Here is a 15,008-nt window from a genome sequence, read left to right as displayed (position 1 = left end):
TTTATTTTTCCCACTTAGGTATTACATCATGGCTACCCAATCTCCTGATTCTCAATATTTTCGCGACTCGCAAACTCAGGCCCAAATGGAACTGCTCGCCACAATTGTTCAGACTGATGTTGCTTATCCCTGGAATCCTGCACAGCTTGAATCCGAATCTTATTTGGCTGCCCTAGAGCAGGAATTTGCGCTATTTGATTCCTTTAGCGACAGCGATCTTTCCGAGAAGTCGCAAGTTTTATTCTCGCAATTAGAACAAGTTTGGCAGGCGAATGCTCTGCAAAAGTCTTTGCGCGAGAAATTTGCTCGCGTTCCTCAAGATTTTCTTGCCAGCATCGCTCAAAGCGTGCAAAACGCAACTGTTAAGTATCAATCTTTAGCTGACCAAATGGTTGAGTGCGTGTTAGATATTTTGCCTCAGTGGGCTGAGGAAGATTTGCAGGTGTTGGCGCGTCCTTTGGCTTATGCCATGCGAGATGCCGATCCGTCTGGGGTAGAATTGGTCATGGCGACTAGAAGACATTGGGCCGAATTGTCGGAAATAGAACAGGCGAGAGTTGGTTTGGCTGTCGCCCGCTATGCAATCTCGGAATTAGCAATTTCTGATTAATTGTTTGATGGCTGAGTTTTTGTGCTGCGATCTCGGTAATTTTTTGAAATTAATATAAAATTAATCTACCTTTAGTTAGATGTGGAATTCGTCTAATTGTTAAACCCTGGGGATTGCTATAGTTTGATATAGCAATCCTATTTGATTTGTAGACCTGATATTTTTGGGGAACGATAGCAACCGCGCCCGACGCTATAGACGTTCTTATACCATTTTTATAAAATAGTGCAACACTCTTCGACCCCCCCTAGCCCCCCCTTGCTAAGGGGGGGAACAAGAATACTCTTGCATTCTTTTTTAAAATTGGTATTAATTGCTGAAATATAAATATGAGTTCTTATATCCTTCTTCCTTCTTCCTGAAATCCGTTACATCCGTTTCTTGCATCCGTTGCCGAACTTTCTTTTTCCTTCTGCTATACTTTGCCAGGATTGAACTTGCTGAGCAGTTTGCCACCAGCCAGCAAGTAAACTATCATAAAATTGTCATAATATTAAAAAATGTAAATACAGTAAGTGGGTGTGTGGGAATTTTCAACGCGATTAAGAAGTGGACAGCAGAAAACCCTGACTTTTGCAGGCACGATCGGGAATTTCACATTTTATGACAACTTCAAGATTTGACATTCAAGACTTGAAACGCCGCTTTTGGCGGATTTCGCGGGTGCCAGCGGCAACGCTAGTGGTGTTGGGGGCGGTTGCTTTCGCAGGTGCGATCGCCGGGGCATGGTTTGCAGGTGAAGGTACAGTCAGCGGCATTTTTGCCACAATCAACACTTGGCAGCAAAACCCGCCTATATGGCTGCAAGTGCCTGCTGCGAGGAAGATGTATTTGTTAGTGCCGACTTTTGTGCTGGTATCGGCCGCTTTAGCTGCAATTAAAATTTCGCCTCAGCCGCAGAAATGGTCGCGTGCTGTGGTAGTTGCAATAGTTCTGGCTTTAACCATTCGCTACGTTTTGTGGCGATCGCTCGTTACCCTAAATTTAAGCGATCCCCTCAACGGTATCTTTAGTTTGGGGCTGTTTTTCCTAGAAATGTTAATGGTGTTCACCAGCAGCATTCAACTGTATTTAATGCTGAGAATGAAAGACAGGCATCGAGAAGCCGATCGCATGGCAGTTGCAGTTGCAGAGGGAAACTTTGCCCCGCCCGTAGATATTTTCATCCCAACTTACAACGAACCCGCGTTTATTTTACGGCGCACAGTCATCGGCTGTCAAGCTTTAGATTATGCCAACAAAAAAGTATATTTGCTGGACGATACCAAGCGCCCTGAAATCAAATTGCTGGCAAAAGAACTGGGATGCGAGTATATAACCAGACCCGATAATATTCACGCCAAAGCTGGAAACATCAATCACGCCACAGCCTTAACTAATGGAGAATTAATTGTAGTTTTCGATGCCGATTTTATTCCTACTAAAAACTTTTTAACTAGAACAGTTGGCTTTTTTCAACATCCCGAAATCGCCCTCGTTCAAACACCGCAAAGCTTTTACAACCACGATCCCATCGCCCGCAATTTAGGTTTAGAAAATGTACTCGCGCCGGAAGAAGAAGTATTTTACAGGCAAATTGAAATCATCAAAGACAGCGCCGACAGCGTGATTTGTTGCGGTACATCTTTTGTCGTGAGGCGCTGCGCCCTACAAACAGTGGGAGGCTTTGTCACAGATTCAGTCTGCGAAGATTATTTTACCGGAATTCGGCTGTCAGCCACCGGGTATCGCTTAGTTTATTTAGATGAAAAATTGAGTGCTGGTTTGGCCGCTGAAAATATAGAGGCTCATCTAACTCAAAGGTTGCGCTGGGCGCGAGGCACGCTTCAGGCATTTTTTATTGATTCCAATCCTTTAACGATTCGCGGCCTTAGATTCATACAAAGGCTGTCTCACTTGGAAGGATTGCTGCACTGGTTTACCAGTTTAACCAGGGTTTTGTTTCTGTTGATGCCTTTAGCTTATTCGTTTCTCGGCGTACTTCCTTTGCGGGCAAGTGCGCGGGAATTGCTGTACTTTTTCCTGCCTTACTATTTGGTGCAAGTTACTGTGTTTTCTTGGCTGAACCGCAGATCGCGATCGGCTTTGCTTTCCGATGTTTATTCATTTGTCCAGTGTATACCTTTAGCGGTGACGGTGGTGAGTGCCATGCTGAATCCCTTTGAGAAAGGGTTTCAGGTGACGCCGAAAGGAATTGCGAGCGATCGCTTTCGTTTTAACTGGAATTTGGGATGGCCTTTGATTGTCTTGTTCGCAGCTACAGCATTTAGTCTCTGCCAGAATTTAAACACTCATTTAGTTAAAAATGTTGGCAGCTTGCAGTCAATATCAGAAAGTGCAGATTTGTTAAAAGGAATGAGTTTGGGATGGATTTGGAGCGCTTACAACCTGCTGATGCTGGGGATTGCGCTGCTGATTTTGGTGGATATTCCTAAGCCGGACATTTACGAATGGTTCAATTTGCGCAGGGTTGTGCAGTTGAATGTGGGCGGTCAAAGTTTTTGGGGAATAACTACTGTAATTTCGGAAAGTGGCGCTGAAGTTGCTCTGACTGAGCGGCCGAGTTTTGCGGTGAAAGGTAAAAGCAGTAAAGAGAGTTTTACCGCAGCAGAGATTTTGCAAAAATATGCCGTTGAGACAAGTTTATCTCAGGATAAAATAAAAGCGATCGCTCGCAGTACAACAGTCAAATCGAGCCGATCGCCAGTATTGCCATTTCTTGAGTTGGAAACAAAGCGTCGTTTTGCTAAAGATTTGATTGATTGCGCCTCGGCGACTCTGGAAATTATGGAAGAGAAATGTTTTCTTCCTGTGGCTAAGATTGAGTTGGTGAGCGATAAATCTCAGTTGGAGTCGAGTTTTCGGGATGCAGCAGGGTGCAGTGTGGCGGAATTTCCTACTGTGCGAATTGCCTTCGATCGCCTGAACATTAGTCAACACCGCTGTTTGATCGAAATGCTGTACTGTCGCCCGGGCCAGTGGAAGCGCCAGGAAACTCCCGGAGAATGGCGATCGCTGTGGCTGTTGTTGAGAATTGCTTTGAAACCGAGGGCTGTTTTTGAGAGAAACAGGCCAGTTAGGGCGATCGCAGTTTCGCAAGTTTAAATCAATTCTCCCATCGCAATTTGTCTTTCTATGTTAAGAAAAATAATCTGTTCGACCCATCGTTTACACCTAATTTACCTACCCGAAACTGAGGGCGATCGCTTCCCCGGTGCCAAAATCAGTAAACTGGCGCACCTCTGGTTCATGGAATGCTAAAACAATATCTTCTTTAGGCACTCCCAATTCGACGAGTTGGTTCGCAATTCCGACTTCAGTACCATCATGCTGAATCCAAATTTTTCCACCCTTGATGTCAAGATGCAGAACACAGCCAAAATCACGTTTATTTCCACGCCAACCAACATACAGCAATTGATAATGATCTTGCTCACTATCGAAAAGAGTTTGCACTTCATATTCTTGGGCATTGCGTTGTATCGAAACGCGCTCTCGCCGTTCTGAAAGTAGATGACGAATGTATTGCCGATATTGCTCTATAGCCATTGGGAAATAACCTCCTGTTGCACATCATAAATTATCAATCGTATTTGATATCGCTGAACCGCAGCCACAATAAACCGTCGTTGAAAGAAAGTTTCATAAATTGGCACTCGCACCGCTAGGTAAAGTAGACGATCTGGTTCAATAGTTTCAAGTGCATCGCGATAATTAAGGAATTGTCCCAATGCAGTATGAAAATCTGAAACATTGGATGGGCTGATAAAACTTTTAATTTCTACAGCAATTTTCTGATGTTCTCGCTCCGCCGCTAACAGTTGTTCTGCCGCTAAATCAATCTCAAAATCTACATCATCAACATTGATTTCATAGGGGTCATCCGTAATTTGCCAATCTTCCTTTTCTAAAGCAATTTTGACAACATCATGAAACCGATCTTTTGCCATGCAAGTTTTTTAGTTGGGGATAAATACTCATTTTGTAAGCATTTATGGTTGACCAGCGATAGAATTTACTACTGAATATTATAACCTACATTTTGCACTCGCCAATAATTTACAAACCGGATATCGGCAAAAATTCGTAACCGTAACTGGTGCGATTTCCCGGTTTAACAGTTACTAACTGAACTGCTCGATTGCGATCGCCCGAAGGTAAAAACCGAATCGCGCCGGATGCTCCTTTTGCTGAAAAATCTGAGGCCGATAAAGCTTGTTGAATGCCTGTACGAGTCGGATTGCGCTCTAAACCGGCAATTAACGCGATCGCCGCGTCGTAGGCTAAAGCTGTGCGCCAACTTACTTCTGCATTCCAAAGTTGTTTGGATGTTTGCGGAAAGTTTGACTGCGGATCTGCGAGAATGTGCCAAGGAACTGCCAGCACCATATCTGTTGCTCCTGCGCCACCGATTTGCAGTGTTTTAGCAGTATAAGCGCCGTCTCCTGCTAATAAGGGCAGCCGTTTGGCGTTTACTTGCACTACTTGCAAAGCTTGGTCTACGGTGACTGAATCGGATGCTAACATAATCACTTGTGCTCCTTGGGCGATCGCACTTTTGACGCTCTCAGCAGCATTAAAATTGCCCTTAGCGAAGTCAAATTCCGATACTATTTGTCCGCCATCTCCGTAAACAGCAGTAGTAAATTCATCTTTTAAAGATTTGCTGTAACTGCTGGCAGAATTGAAAAATACAGCCGCTTTTTGCTTTGACAATTTTGTCAGCATATAGCGGGAAAGAGCATTCGCAGCAAATCTATCGCTCGGAACAGTCCTAAATATATTGCTGCCAACTCCTGAGAGTTGCACAGACGTACTTGTCGGAGAAATTGCTACTAATTGATTTGCCTGGTAAATCTTGCTGGCTGTTAGCGTTGTGTCAGAACCAAAATGCCCGATTACTCCTAAGATTTCCGAGTTATTTGCTAAAACACTGGCAATTTGCGAGGCAATTTCTGGGTTGTTGTCATCGTTAGCAATTAGCACTTTTAAGGGAATACCGCTAATGCCGCCACTTTGATTTAGTTCATTTTGAGCTTGGGCGACGCCCCGCAGAATTTCGAGAGCCGCATTGATATCGCTACCAATGGGAACAGCGGCGGCAATAGTATAGGATTTTTGGTTGCCGATGCGGGCGTTGTTGAGGTATATTAAGGCTTCGGGATCGTTGCGATTAGCTTGCAGGGAAGTTTCCAGGTTGGCAATAGCTGCGCTGTAGTTGCCAGATGCGATCGCCCCTACAGCTTCTTGTTTTTTTGCTGTTGCTCCCTCTGGAATTAACAGTTTGTTTCCGGCACTTAGACGCTGCTCAATTGCTTGCTCTGACTGCGGCGAATTCCCCGTCGGGGACTTGGAAAACGTCTGATTTTGGGGTGATAAACCTCCGACATTGATGCCGCTGCGGTTTGTCAGCCACCAAATACCTGCACCGGCTAGCCCGATCGTAATTAGGAGTGATAAGACGAGAACAGCGGTTTCGTTTTTTTGGGACATGGCTGTACAATTTTAAATTTAGAAATAACGAAGTCATTGATTTTAGATTTTAGATTTTGGATTTTGGAGGCGACCCCACGGATAAATTCGGGGGCTTGAAGATTTTAGATTTTAGATTTTGGATTGATTCCACGGATAAATTGGGGGGCGGGTACCATCTAGAAATTCTTGGTCAGAAGCAATCAGGAAGGCACTATCAGAGATTTTTACACGGATATACGGATTAATTATCGAGCGTTCCTTCTGATGTTGAAGTCAGAAGTCACAAAAGCTACTCTACTTATATTTTGACATTTTTATTAAGTTATTTTAGACTAACGAGCTAGATCGCAATTTTAGATTTTATTAAATTTTCATATCATAAAGATGAAAAAACCGTTTTTTCTTAATGATATCTTTAGGTTTTGCTAGAAGTTCAACAGCAAAGGAGCCTGTAACAGCAAGGACTTCGGTAAAATAATTAAAGTTTGTTGAAATTTATAAAAATAGCTGCAATACTTTGTAATGTAAAAAGGAAAGTTGAAAAATCTCTAAAGACAAACTAATTGGATTGCGATGTCGCTAAGGTAGTATATATGACGGTTTGTCGCGGAAAAAGAGTGTTAAGCTCGGCTAAGCTCAGTAAAAGTAAAAGCTCGCTATTTAATTAAGTTCGATCGATAACAAAGGCTAAGGTAAAGTTCATGGCAAACTCAGTTGTAAATCAGCCAACCGCAGCAGCAGGAGTGCAGTGGCAGCCAAAAGATATTATCCGCAGCCTAGTGTGGAAAATTGCGATCGCAACCTGGCTGTTAATGGCTGTAGGCAGCGCCACGCGGGTGATGAATGCGGGGCTCGCTTGCCCCGACTGGCCGCTGTGCTACGGTCAATTAATACCCGCAGCGCAAATGAATTTGCAGGTATTTCTGGAGTGGTTTCACCGTTTGGACGCCGCGGCGATCGGCTTAAGTGCGATCGCACTTTTAGGACTATCTTTGTTTTACCGCAGCCGCCTGCCGAAATGGCTGCCGATTGCGAGCGCTGGGGCAGTATTTTTAATCGTTTTTCAGGGCGTATTGGGCGGCTTAACAGTAACACAACTGCTCAGATTTGACATCGTTACCGCTCACTTGGGAACCGCTTTACTATTTTTTGGCGCCCTGCTAGTCATCGGTTTCATGCTGACTCCCTACGAAGCTACAGGAAATGTCGGCAAATTAGCTTGGGTAAGTACGATCGCAGCATTGTTAGTTTACCTGCAAAGTTTGCTAGGAGCATTAGTAGGCTCTAGATGGGCACTTCACCAATGTTTGGACTCCTCACAATTGTGCTCGGTAATGAACAGCCACATCGCCGGCATCGTACCAGCTACCGCAGCGACTTTAGCAGTAACAATCATGGCTTGGCGACACCCAGCACTCAGTGCAAACTTGCGAAAATTAGGAAATTGGGCGAGTGTTTGTCTGATTGCTCAATTAGTTCTCGGATTAGCAACTTTCCGGCTGCACCTTCAGGTAGAACCGCTGACAGTCGCCCACCAAGCAGTCGGTGCTGCTTTGCTGGGAACCTTGGTTGCTTTTAGCGTTTTAGCTTGGCGCGATCGAGTTTTATCAGCTTGAGAGTAATATCATCTCCGGTAGCATCGTTGTTATTATAATCCAAGGTCTTGTAGGGGCGGGTTCACCATGATTCTCGATCAAAGCCAACAGTTTCATAAACCCGCCCCGCCCATACAAGCACGAATCAACCGGACATGATATAGAACGCAGATTTATCCCTCGGTGGGGGCGGGTTTATTAATCCTTTTACCTACAGTCAATATCTCTCGTAAAACCCGCCCCTACCGCCCAATCAAAAATGACAATTGACCAAGGACAATTGACAACTAACAACTGAAAACTAACAACTAATAACCGATGCAAGAAGTTCTTACAAACAATAGCCCCCGCCTCCACGAAAACTTTTCGCAAGTCGTGAAAAGTTACTACCAACTAACAAAACCCAGAATTATTTTACTGCTACTAATCACCACATCAGCAGGTATGTGGATGGCCGCCAAAGGAGAAGTAGACCCGCTATTGCTGGTATCAACTATTATCGGAGGCGCTTTAGCTTCTGCGTCGGCGAATACGATTAATTGTGTCTACGACAGCGACATCGATTATATTATGGAGCGCACCCGGTGGCGGCCGATTCCTTCCGGGCGTGTCAAGAAGCGGGATGCTTTGATATTTGCGATCGCCCTAGCTACAATATCCTTTACATTGCTGACAGTTGTTGCCAACTTATTAGCCGCATTGCTAGCAATGTCGGGCATCCTTTTCTACGTCCTAATTTACACCCACTGGCTGAAGCGTCACAGCGTGCAAAACATCGTCATCGGCGGTGCAGCAGGGGCGATTCCCCCGCTAGTTGGGTGGGCTGCGGTGACGGGAGATTTGAGTTGGGGTGCGTGGCTGCTGTTTGGGATTATATTCCTGTGGACGCCGCCGCATTTTTGGGCATTAGCAATGATGATTCGCGACGAATACAAGGAAGTAGGCGTCCCGATGTTACCCGTAATTGAAGGCGACGAAGCCACAGCCCGCCAAATTTGGATTTACACCTTATTGATGATTCCTGCAACTTTGCTGCTAGTTTATCCCCTGAATTTAGCGGGCGCGGTGTATGCGGGAACAGCTATTTTCCTCGGTGCTATTTTTGCCCAAAAAGCTTGGTTGCTGTTGCAGACTCCAGAGGATAAGATTGTTGCGCGATCGCTCTTCAAATACTCTATTCTGTACCTGATGCTATTGTGCGCTGGAATAGTGGTTGACAGTTTGCCTGTGACTCATAATTTTACTGCTGCTGTTGTACAAAATGTGCAAACTTTGATTAGTGCAGTTGTGATGTAGTCTGCTTTTTGAGCCCCGAATTCTTTAAGAATTCGGGGCTCTGGGTATATTGTAAAATTTAAAGTGGAGGAAAGTTCTGATGGCTGAGAATACTGTGAAAGTAGACATCTCATTTCAATCACTGCTGGAAGCTATTTCGTCACTGGGAATTGCTGAAAGATACAAGATATGGGAATTTTTGGAAGCGGAATTATTCCCGAATGAGGACGATTCTCCAGAAGACATTGCCGAAATTGAAGCGGCCCGTGCTGACTACAAAGCTGGAGATTACACAACTTTCGATCGATATATGGCACAGCGGGCAAATAAATCGACATGACTTACACTATCCTTGATGAACCTTTAAAGACAGTGACAGTTAATTTTAAAATCTTAACTATACTCATAATAGATGAAAATCATAGAGAGGCAAAGTGGTTATGAACTGGAAAGCACATATTCACTCAAATCCTAAAATTCTGCTTGGCAAGCCTGTATTAGACCTCTTGCAAAAATCCTTTTAATCAAATTCTGGAACGGGCAAGATGCCCATTCCACAAGAAAAAAAATTTTGTGGGATGGGCATCTTGCCCGTCCTCGTTATTTTTGCAAGAGGTCTAATTAAGGGGACGCGAATATCAGTGGAGTTCGTTCTAGGGCTATTTTCAGAAGGTTGGACGCAGCAACAAATTCTAGAAAACTACCCAACGCTTAATGCTGAATCTCTACAAGCTGTGTTTGCTTTCGCGGCGGAGTGCCTCAAAGAAGACGTATTTTACACGCCTTTACTGTTTGCTGAGGCAAGTTAATGCGGTTTCTGGCAAATGAAAACTTCCCACTACTCACGGAGTTGGGCATTCCGTTGGCAGCAGAGTGCGAGGAATTATAATTAAAAATGCAAAATGCAAAATGCAAAATGCAAAATGGAACCTACAGAGGAATCGGGAGTATGAGGAGATATGCAAATTGTTTGGACAAAACACGCCCAGGAACGTCAGCTACAATGGGAGGAGCGATTGAAAATTACCAGGGAAGAGGTTGAAGCTGCTCTCACCAATCCTCAACAGATTATCGTGGAAGATGATGTCTTGGTGGCTCAAATCAAACGAGGCAATGGTCTTCTGAGAGTACCCTTTGTTGAAATTGGTAAAACCAGGCGAATTTTAACTCTTTACTGGACAAATCAAGTTAAGCGATATTGGCAGGAGAATACCGATGAAAGTTAAATACGATACAGAAGCAGACATTCTGATTTTTATCTTCCGTGATGCGTTTCCAGCCAATGCTATCTCTGAACCTGGAGGCGTGATTGTCAGTTATGACGAAAATGACGAACCAGTTAGCATCGAATTTCTCAATGCTTCCAAACGTCAACTGTTGAATCCTCAAGAGCTCATGCTAACGATCGCAACGTAGTTGATGCACTCGATCGAGGTGGCATCGCAGAATTATATCGCGGTGTGAGTTTGGGGCAATAAATGAAGTAAGCTAAAGACAAAGATTTTAAACAATTTTAACCCATGCCTGCATCCGTTGCTTATCTGTTTGACAGAATTACAGTGAACCCGAGGTAATGTGGCGATCGTCCCTGCATCCGGGGAATGCGGATTCGAGTCATCGATATCCTAGAGTTGCTAGCTGCGGGTGAGCAAATTTTTAAGTTTCTCGAAGAATTGCCAGACTTGGAACTTGAGGATATTAAAGCTGCGCTGTTGTATGCAGTCCGCAAACTCGACCATCCCGTTTTAGCCGCATGACAATTTGGTTGAATTCTCATCGATCGCCAGCAATTGATGTGTGGATTACTGGCTACCTTTGGTGAAATACATCAGCGATCTGCGGTATTTTTCTCTTCTATTGGGTATTGTACCGCAACTGCGATACAATTATAAGTTCGACTGCTAGATTTTCGTAAACTCGTAATCAGTTGATATATTTCGGGAATGTCTGAAAAAACTCTGCTAAGTGAAATTGTTCATTGTCCCCATGCACGAGAGTGTCAAGAAGATATTTCTGTTGAAAATCCATGTCGTAAAATTGTTGACTCTCAAAATGCAATTGGGTTAGAAAAATTTCAAGTGCCTGAACCTTGGAGTGGACAGATAGAGCAAGCACCCATTCTCTTCCTGAGTTCAAATCCATCAATTGGCTCTGATGAAGATTACCCAACTTGGGATTGGTCATGTAGCGAAGTACACGATTATTTCAATTACCGTTTTGGAGGAGGACGTAAGCACTGGATCGTTGATGGTACAAAATCCTTGCTAAAAGACGGGAAATATAGTCGCTCTACTCGATTTTGGGCAGCGGTTAGACAACGTGCGATTGAGCTACTTCAACGGAACGTTAGTCCAGGCATTGATTATGCGCTTACCGAGATAGTGCATTGTAAGTCTCGTGCCGAAACTGGTGTAGAAGAAGCACAGGAGCAATGTGTGGAAGCCTACTTGTTGAGAGTTTTAGAACTAGCAAGAGCAAAAGTGATAGTGGTACTGGGGGCACGCGCAAAGCAAGTGATTCAAAGCCAATTCAATATCTCTACAGCAAATTCAATATCCGAGTTCGTTGAGATAGGGAATCGTGAAAGATTTTTTGCTTTTCTCCCCCATCCAAATGCTCGGACCCACCGTTCTTTTGCTAAGTGTTTACAGGGTGATGAACTTGAAAAGTTACGCGCTTTTTTGCGGTAGCATCAAAATACGGCAAGAGATGCGCGCACTCGAACAACGCCAATGCACCCGACCGTCGAGATCCTGTCGGTGGCAGTCTGAGGTAATTTGCGGCGGGTGATTGGCAACGTTAGACCGCTAAATCTGAGTTGGGTAGTGGCTTGAATGTATCTATCAAATTCCAACCCAAAGGTGAATGCCATGCAAGCCAAACTTCAAGAACAACTTTCTCCTGCTGATGCAGAAGTTATTTTGGGACGTTTGCCAGAACGAATTAAAGCAGCTCTAATCGCGCGTGCTGCGAAAATAGAATATCCGATCGCCATTTCGATCGCCAGTTTTCTCGACACAGAAGCATTAGGTTTTGTAGATTGCAAACCAGGATGCGGGCAGTAAAACCGACAAGTCCCAGGCGATGAAGTTCGAGATAAGGTGAAAGCCCGATCGCTAAAATGATGAATATGATGTTGCTGCCAAGATAACCATGACCACCATCACCCTCAACCTCTCTCCCGAACTCGAACACCAGATCCGCACTGAAGCATCTCGACAGGGCGTTGAACCCGATCACTACATCCTCAACGCCCTGCAAGAACGCCTCCAGCCTAGACTTCCAACCACCCAACCTAATGAAGCCGACTTGCTGCAACAAATTAACATCGGCTTTAGTGCACAAACCTGGGAAGAATACCATGCCCTCATCGCCAAGCGTCATGCCGAAACCCTGACTCCCGAAGAACACAAGCAACTGATCCAAATGAGCGATCGTCTTGAACAAGTCAACGTTACCCGCATTCAAGCCTTGATTCAACTCGCAACCTTTCGCAACCAACCTCTGACGGAGCTCATGCAAACCCTCGGCATCAATCCTCATCCCGAGATCGTTGATTATGCCTGAATCCCGCCTCACACAGCAGCAACGACAATTCATTAAACAACGCGCCAATGGTTGCTGCGAGTATTGTCTCAGTCAAGCTAAATTCTCTCCAGACCCCTTCTCCATTGAACACATTATCCCTCGCTCCAAAGGTGGCACCAGTGATTTGGATAATCTGGCGATCGCTTGTCAAGGGTGCAACAATTTCAAATACAGTCATAGTGAGGCGATCGACCCCATTACAGGTGGCTCTGTCACACTTTATCATCCTCGACGGGATAACTGGAGAGAACAGTTCACTTGGAGCAGCGATTCGACTCAAATGTTGGGCTTAACACCGACTGGACGCGCTACCATCGATCGGCTGCAACTCAACCGAGAAGGAGTAGTCAATCTTCGAGGAGTTCTGCATTCTATCGCTCTACATCCACCTCACAATGATTCCTAATTGAATATCCGATCGCAGTGGCGATCGCCATTTCGATCGCCAGTTTTCTCGACACAGAAGCATTAGGTTTTGTAGATTGCAAACCAGGACGCGGGCAGTAAAACCGAGAATAGGTTTCCCAGTTATGGATACAATAGTATGAAAAGATAACAGAAATCGGGAGAGTTTCCCATGCCCAATCCATTTTCGGGAATGAATCCCTACCTCGATCAACCAGAGTATTGGTCTGATTTCCACAATCAATTGGTGGCGGCAATTGCTCGATCGCTCGTCCCCAGACTCGTTCCAAAATATCGCGTGGTAACGGATAAATGGGTGTATAAAATCGCAGGTTCGACAGCAATTGCAATTAGTAGACCAGATGTCAGCGTGCAGCAGAACCGAAGAAATGCGCCAGCGAATACAGATTCTTTTGAAGGATCTATTGCTGTTTGCCCGCTGCCCGAACCCGTTAAAGTAACAGTTCCAGTGCTCCAAGAAATTCAGCAATCCTATATCGAAGTAAAAGATGCTGCAACTCAAGAAGTGGTGACGGCGATCGAAGTGCTTTCCCCTGCGAATAAGTTGGGAGATGGCCGTAAAAAATATATAGCAAAGCGACAGAAAATTTTAGATAGCCTCACTAATTTGGTGGAAATAGATTTGTTGCGCGAAGGTATTCCCTTGCCTGTAGAAACTGGAAACGTTCAGAGTCACTATCGCATCTTGATTAGTCGATCGCAAATTCGTCCGATCTCCGATTTGTATCCCTTTAACTTAGGCGATCGCATTCCGGCATTTTTGTTGCCTTTGCGATCGGAAGATTCAGAACCGATATTGGACTTGCAATCGCTGGTTGACGAACTGTACGAGCAATTGGGATACGATTATTTCATCGATTACGATCGCAATCCACCATCCCCTTGGTTAAAATCAGAGATGGCGGACGTTTTGTCAATCGATCGGCGATCGCTCTCTTAGTTCTTCGTCGATCGCAATTTCACTCCAGACGAACTGGATCGAATCCGTCACTGGGTTAGAAGGCGTTAAAGATTCAATGGAGATCGAAAGCAATAAGCTAGAAACAGACAACAGAGAGCATAGTCCTGTAGGCTAATTTATTGAACTTTACTTGAAATACCTGAATTATGCTGTAAGCTGTAAAAGTAGTAAGCATTATTCACCATTGGATACCTACTCAACCCCAAGACAAGCAGCCGAACATTTTGGAGTTTGTCTACACACGCTTAGGCGGTGGGAGAAGGATGGCACGATCAAAGCCATCCGCACACCCGCAGGTCAACGACGATACTTAATCAACTCTTATGCCGGACGCAATACAACTAACACTAGAACTATTCTGTATGCCAGAGTCTCTAGTCGAAGTCAAAAATCTGACCTTGACAGACAAGTTGCAAAACTACTGGAACTCTATCCATCAGCCGAACTCATTACCGACATTGCCTCCGGGCTCAATTTCAAAAGGCAAGGACTTAGAACCATTCTGGAAACCGTCCGTACAGGCAATGTCGCATCTGTTGTGGTTGCCCACAAAGACCGACTTGCCAGATTTGGTTTTGAACTTATTGAATGGCTTTGTCAACTCGATGGAACAAAAATCGTGGTTCTCAACCAAAACAACTTTTCTCCAGAGCGAGAAATGGTCGAAGACATACTTGCCATTATTCACGTCTTTTCCTGTAGACTCTACGGACTTAGAAAGTATAAAACTAAAATCAAGGAAGATCCAGATTTATCCAGAGCCAGCACTAGCAAAGATTTGGAAGACGTGGATGGCAGCGGCGCGATATTGTTACAATCAGGCAATCTCCCAACAAAAGCAAGACCGCCTAAGTAAAGTCAAATTGCGTAACAAAATTATGCAATCAGATTTACCGAAATGGGTAAAAGATACACCATGCCATATCAGGCAAAACGCTATCTTTGATGCCCATCGAGCGTATTCTGCTAGTCGTGATGCCAAATATCGAAGCATTCGCAATCCTCGCTCTACGGTGAAATTTAATGATGCCAACTTCCGAGATGGGATGTGGCTTAAATTAAGAGTTAAAGGGCTAAA

At 44.6% G+C, this 15,008-nt stretch carries 18 protein-coding genes and 1 pseudogene; 16 read left to right on the top strand and 3 right to left on the bottom strand.

The window, feature by feature from the left end; translation table 11 throughout:
- Positions 1–28: 28 nt before the first annotated feature.
- Together QUB70_RS08855 and QUB70_RS08850 are read left to right on the top strand one after the other, a co-directional pair.
- On the top strand, positions 29–610 hold the full coding sequence (locus QUB70_RS08855; RefSeq protein WP_332979704.1) for a hypothetical protein: 582 nt from the start codon (positions 29–31) through the stop codon (positions 608–610).
- Positions 611–1,213: 603 nt separating this feature from the next.
- On the top strand, positions 1,214–3,715 hold the full coding sequence (locus QUB70_RS08850; RefSeq protein WP_332979702.1) for a glycosyltransferase family 2 protein: 2,502 nt from the start codon (positions 1,214–1,216) through the stop codon (positions 3,713–3,715).
- A gap of 78 nt (positions 3,716–3,793) precedes the next feature.
- Here QUB70_RS08850 and QUB70_RS08845 read toward each other — a convergent pair whose 3' ends face one another.
- From QUB70_RS08845 to QUB70_RS08835, 3 genes are all read right to left on the bottom strand, one after another.
- Entirely contained in the window at positions 3,794–4,159 is a 366-nt protein-coding gene (locus tag QUB70_RS08845; protein WP_332979701.1) for a XisI protein, read from the bottom strand.
- Positions 4,150–4,560, bottom strand: a complete 411-nt coding sequence (locus tag QUB70_RS08840; RefSeq protein WP_332979700.1) for a XisH family protein — start codon at positions 4,558–4,560, stop codon at positions 4,150–4,152. Before QUB70_RS08840 ends, QUB70_RS08845 begins: the two co-directional genes overlap by 10 nt.
- A gap of 109 nt (positions 4,561–4,669) precedes the next feature.
- The gene (locus tag QUB70_RS08835; protein ID WP_332979699.1) at positions 4,670–6,103 is read right to left on the bottom strand and encodes an ABC transporter substrate-binding protein; all 1,434 of its coding nucleotides are present in this window, start codon (positions 6,101–6,103) and stop codon (positions 4,670–4,672) included.
- 683 nt (positions 6,104–6,786) lie between these two features.
- Here QUB70_RS08835 and QUB70_RS08830 point away from each other — a divergent pair.
- The 14 genes and pseudogenes from QUB70_RS08830 to QUB70_RS32660 all read left to right on the top strand — a co-directional run.
- A complete protein-coding gene (locus tag QUB70_RS08830) occupies positions 6,787–7,701 on the top strand; it encodes a COX15/CtaA family protein (protein ID WP_332979698.1) in 915 nt (304 codons plus the stop codon).
- 297 nt (positions 7,702–7,998) lie between these two features.
- Positions 7,999–8,976 carry a heme o synthase gene (locus QUB70_RS08825; protein WP_332979697.1) on the top strand — a complete coding sequence of 326 codons (978 nt, stop codon included), beginning with the start codon at positions 7,999–8,001 and terminating at the stop codon, positions 8,974–8,976.
- Positions 8,977–9,055: 79 nt separating this feature from the next.
- Positions 9,056–9,295 (top strand): hypothetical protein, encoded by a 240-nt coding sequence (locus QUB70_RS08820; protein WP_332979695.1) that lies wholly within the window; start codon positions 9,056–9,058, stop codon positions 9,293–9,295.
- Positions 9,296–9,500: 205 nt separating this feature from the next.
- A complete protein-coding gene (locus QUB70_RS08815; RefSeq protein ID WP_332979694.1) occupies positions 9,501–9,764 on the top strand; it encodes a DUF433 domain-containing protein in 264 nt (87 codons plus the stop codon).
- A 150-nt stretch (positions 9,765–9,914) separates the two neighbouring features.
- Positions 9,915–10,181, top strand: coding sequence for a DUF4258 domain-containing protein (locus QUB70_RS08810; RefSeq protein WP_265235442.1), 267 nt, complete (start codon positions 9,915–9,917; stop codon positions 10,179–10,181).
- Positions 10,171–10,371 (top strand): DUF2283 domain-containing protein, encoded by a 201-nt coding sequence (locus QUB70_RS08805; protein ID WP_332979692.1) that lies wholly within the window; start codon positions 10,171–10,173, stop codon positions 10,369–10,371. The genes QUB70_RS08810 and QUB70_RS08805 overlap by 11 nt, the downstream gene beginning before the upstream one ends.
- 104 nt (positions 10,372–10,475) lie before the next feature.
- Positions 10,476–10,712: pseudogene (locus tag QUB70_RS08800) on the top strand (DUF433 domain-containing protein).
- A 186-nt stretch (positions 10,713–10,898) separates the two neighbouring features.
- Positions 10,899–11,645, top strand: coding sequence for a uracil-DNA glycosylase family protein (locus QUB70_RS08795; protein WP_332979691.1), 747 nt, complete (start codon positions 10,899–10,901; stop codon positions 11,643–11,645).
- Positions 11,646–11,789: 144 nt separating this feature from the next.
- On the top strand, positions 11,790–12,020 hold the full coding sequence (locus tag QUB70_RS08790; protein ID WP_332979689.1) for a hypothetical protein: 231 nt from the start codon (positions 11,790–11,792) through the stop codon (positions 12,018–12,020).
- Between the two features lie 88 nt (positions 12,021–12,108).
- Positions 12,109–12,522, top strand: coding sequence for a hypothetical protein (locus QUB70_RS08785; RefSeq protein ID WP_332979688.1), 414 nt, complete (start codon positions 12,109–12,111; stop codon positions 12,520–12,522).
- Positions 12,515–12,949 carry an HNH endonuclease gene (locus tag QUB70_RS08780; RefSeq protein WP_332979687.1) on the top strand — a complete coding sequence of 145 codons (435 nt, stop codon included), beginning with the start codon at positions 12,515–12,517 and terminating at the stop codon, positions 12,947–12,949. The genes QUB70_RS08785 and QUB70_RS08780 overlap by 8 nt, the downstream gene beginning before the upstream one ends.
- 171 nt (positions 12,950–13,120) lie before the next feature.
- Positions 13,121–13,909: a DUF4058 family protein gene (locus QUB70_RS08775; RefSeq protein WP_332979685.1), complete on the top strand. Its 789-nt coding sequence runs from the start codon at positions 13,121–13,123 to the stop codon at positions 13,907–13,909.
- 205 nt (positions 13,910–14,114) lie between these two features.
- Positions 14,115–14,786, top strand: coding sequence for an IS607 family transposase (locus QUB70_RS08770; protein ID WP_442927741.1), 672 nt, complete (start codon positions 14,115–14,117; stop codon positions 14,784–14,786).
- On the top strand, positions 14,674–15,008 hold a 335-nt coding region (locus QUB70_RS32660), incomplete at its 3' end, for a helix-turn-helix domain-containing protein (protein WP_442927745.1). The genes QUB70_RS08770 and QUB70_RS32660, both read left to right, overlap by 113 nt.

The sequence above is a fragment of the Microcoleus sp. A003_D6 genome, from assembly GCF_036702825.1.
Taxonomy (GTDB): domain Bacteria; phylum Cyanobacteriota; class Cyanobacteriia; order Cyanobacteriales; family Microcoleaceae; genus Microcoleus.
The sequence above is the reverse complement of the archived record's forward strand: the minus strand, read 5'-3'. Positions and strand labels throughout refer to the sequence as shown.